Genomic DNA, 3,394 nt, shown 5'->3' with positions numbered 1-3,394 from the left:
GACAAACGCAGTTATAAATACGCCGACTATCGTACGCCGCGCCTCAAGAAACGTACGACATTCCCGAAGATCTGATTTACGCCATCATCAAAACCGAAAGCAGTTTCAACCCTTATGCCGTGAGCTGGGCAAACGCCTATGGCTTAATGCAAGTCGTACCGAAAACCGCAGGCCGTGATGTGTTCAACTTGGTTAAAAATCGCAGTGGACGAACCTAGCCCGGAATATCTCTTTAACCCAGAAAACAATATCGACACCGACGCCTATTTTATCTGCTTAAAAATCGCTTATCTAAAAGAGGTTAATCATCCAACATCGCTCGAGTACTCGATGATTTCTGCCTACAACGGTGGCACAGGTGGAGTACTCAACACCTTTAACCGTAATGATCGCAAACGGGCGATGCGCGACCTCAACTCACTGCAACCCAATCAAGTGTATTGGGCATTAACCAAAAAACACCCCAATGCGGAGGCTCGCCGTTATTTGGAAAAAGTAACCAAATTCAAGCAAGACTTTAACCAAGGAGCATCGCTTTAGTTGACGCATGTCTACTTTCTAAACACTCACGCYTTTTTTTGAATTTTTTTCCAAAAATCGGTTGACGAGCGAGATGAAAATCCGTTTAATAGCGCTCCGTTGCCCGGATAGCTCAGTCGGTAGAGCAGAGGATTGAAAATCCTCGTGTCGGTGGTTCGATTCCGCCTCCGGGCACCACGAATTAAAATCGTTGGTGCGAAATGTACGAGCGATAAAAATATAGTGTGCCGACTTAGCTCAGTAGGTAGAGCAACTGACTTGTAATCAGTAGGTCACCAGTTCGATTCCGGTAGTCGGCACCATTTACAATAACTCTTGTATAGCAAGAGAGACAGAATAGTTCCTCCTTAGCTCAGTCGGTAGAGCGACGGACTGTTAATCCGCAGGTCGCTGGTTCGAGCCCAGCAGGAGGAGCCACCTTTAAAAGCCAAGTCGAAAGACTTGGCTTTTTTCTTTTCTGCAATTTATTTCCCTGCCAGTCCATCACTATTTCTCCATTTATACTTTTTTCACGCCATAAATTTAATCACGATCATGCTTTCAAGCTAAGCTGCTATTTGTTTCAGTTATGCTGCATTAATATTTCGTTTCAATTAAACGGACAAACTAAGCATTTGCCGTGTTCATTGTGACTACAATATGAGCATTTTTATGAAACTTAAGACACAAGCTTATTTATTATCGGGAATTATCTTAATTGCCCTACTCGCATTAACCGCGACTGGCCTTTGGACGCTAAGAGTCGCCAGTAATCTAGATAACAAAGCACGAGTAACCGAACTCTTTCGCAGCGCTTATAGCATCCTGACCGAAGTCGAGAAAATGGCCGTAGAAGGAAAAATGTCTGAGCCAGAAGCGAAAGCATTAGCCACTCGCCTGCTACGCAACAACATCTACAAAGACAATGAGTATGTTTACGTTGCCGATGAAAAAATGATGTTTATTGCCACTCCATTAGACCCACAACTTCATGGCACCAGTTTTCATGATTTTCGAGATGGCAATGGCAACAGCGTTGGCCAGTTAATCCTAGATGTACTTGGCCGAAAAACAGGCCAACTGGTGGAATATACTTGGACGCAAAAACTGGCCGATGGCTCGATTGAGGAAAAACTCTCAATCGCGGAAAGAACTCCACACTGGGGTTGGGTTGTCGGTACGGGCATCGGCTTCAATGAAGTGAATGCTCGCTTTTGGTCTACTGCGCAATGGCAGTTGTTCCTTTGCCTTGTGATTGCTGGCACGATTCTGGGTGGTCTGATTGTTTCCATCAACAAAATGCTCAATCTGTTGGGTGGTGAGCCAAATGATGTGCGCAACGCCGTACAAGACGTGGCAAAAGGTCGCATTCAAACCAGTTTCGACAATAAAGCGCCGCAAGGTAGTATTTACCAGGCAGTACAAGAGATGAGCCTCTCGTTAGCCGAGATGATCAGCAACCTAGAACGTTCAATGCACGCACTGCGTGATGAACTGGCGTCCGTTGAAAGCCGTAGCGATACCATTTCCAGTCTCACTGCGACGCAGCAACAATCGACCGCGATGATAGCAACAGCGATGACAGAAATGGCTTCTTCTGCAAATCACGTCGCCGATTCCGCCAGTGATACGGCCAACAATACGGATGAAGCCGACAAACAGAGTAAACATACACAGGAGTTGATTCACAATACCGTTAGCAACATCCAGGGATTGGCAAGCCAGTTAGGCACCGCTAGCCAAGCGGTGGCGGATCTCGATAAAGACGTGAACAACATTGTAAAAGTGCTCGATGTGATCGGCGATATTGCGGAGCAGACTAACCTGCTCGCGCTCAATGCTGCGATCGAAGCGGCGCGAGCGGGCGAGCAAGGAAGAGGTTTTGCCGTCGTTGCGGACGAAGTACGTAACCTTGCAGGAAGAACCCAATCCAGCACTAAAGAGATCCAGTTGATGATCAATAACTTGCAACAAGGTTCTCGCAATGCAATCCAAACCATGGAAATCTGTGCGGAGACCAGCCAAAGCACCGTTGTTGAATCGCAAACAGCTTCAGAAGCGTTGCAACAGATCGTTCAAGCATTGGAATCCATCAGTACCATGAGCCAACAAATTGCGACCGCCGCCGCAGAACAAACACAAGTGAGTGATGATATCGCACAGCGTATCAACATGATTGAAGACAGCGGCAATCAGCTTACCAGCGTCGTAACAGAGAGCCACAACAGCACGCGCAGCTTGGCGACCTTAGCGAACCAACTCGAAAACTGGGTCAATAAGTTTTCCGTAAAGCATTAAACTAAACCTGTTTTCTAACTAAGCACGCCTTATCGCGTGCTTTTTTATTGCAGGAATCGCCGTTCATCCCATTAAATCTGATAAATAAATGTCGCTTAGATGTTTATATACTGTACTTCCATCGTTTAAAACGAATAAAAACACCCCATTGCGGGCACAAAAGCAGCAAACGATATTTTTTTTGCATTTTTATATTGACCTAGAAAGCGAAAAACCGTTTAATACACCTCGTCGCCCGGATAGCTCAGTCGGTAGAGCAGAGGATTGAAAATCCTCGTGTCGGTGGTTCGATTCCGCCTCCGGGCACCACGAATTAAAAGTCGTTGGTGCTTAACGTACGAACGACAATTTAAAAAGAATATAGTGCGCCGACTTAGCTCAGTAGGTAGAGCAACTGACTTGTAATCAGTAGGTCACCAGTTCGATTCCGGTAGTCGGCACCATTCTTTTGCCTCGATAGCTCAGTCGGTAGAGCAGAGGATTGAAATCCTCGTGTCGGTGGTTCGATTCCGCCTCGAGGCACCACTTATTTTAAGTTGTGCTAACACACAATAACCGAATAGTTCCTCCTTAGCTC

Annotated in this window: 1 protein-coding gene, 6 tRNA genes and 1 pseudogene; all 8 read left to right on the top strand. The window is 46.1% G+C overall.

Features of this window, described 5'->3' with window-relative positions:
- Positions 1 to 53: 53 nt before the first annotated feature.
- Positions 54 to 540 (top strand): annotated as a pseudogene (locus CIK04_RS11615) (transglycosylase SLT domain-containing protein); the annotation flags it as partial.
- A gap of 101 nt (positions 541 to 641) precedes the next feature.
- Positions 642 to 717: transfer RNA gene (locus CIK04_RS11610), tRNA-Phe, on the top strand.
- A 49-nt stretch (positions 718 to 766) separates the two neighbouring features.
- A tRNA-Thr gene (locus CIK04_RS11605) sits at positions 767 to 842 on the top strand.
- Positions 843 to 881: 39 nt separating this feature from the next.
- A tRNA-Asn gene (locus CIK04_RS11600) sits at positions 882 to 957 on the top strand.
- Between the two features lie 234 nt (positions 958 to 1,191).
- A complete protein-coding gene (locus CIK04_RS11595; protein WP_038941487.1) occupies positions 1,192 to 2,817 on the top strand; it encodes a methyl-accepting chemotaxis protein in 1,626 nt (541 codons plus the stop codon).
- Between the two features lie 233 nt (positions 2,818 to 3,050).
- Positions 3,051 to 3,126: transfer RNA gene (locus tag CIK04_RS11590), tRNA-Phe, on the top strand.
- A gap of 58 nt (positions 3,127 to 3,184) precedes the next feature.
- Positions 3,185 to 3,260, top strand: a tRNA-Thr gene (locus CIK04_RS11585).
- 7 nt (positions 3,261 to 3,267) lie between these two features.
- A tRNA-OTHER gene (locus CIK04_RS11580) sits at positions 3,268 to 3,342 on the top strand.
- The last annotated feature ends 52 nt before the right edge of the window (positions 3,343 to 3,394 follow it).

The organism is Vibrio sp. 03_296 (assembly GCF_002265885.1).
This window is presented reverse-complemented; position numbering and strand designations above follow the sequence as displayed.

Coding starts and splice junctions, on each gene's coding strand:
- CIK04_RS11595 (WP_038941487.1), top strand. CDS start 1,192: ATGAAACTTAAGACACAAGCTTATTTATTATCGGGAATTATCTTAATT.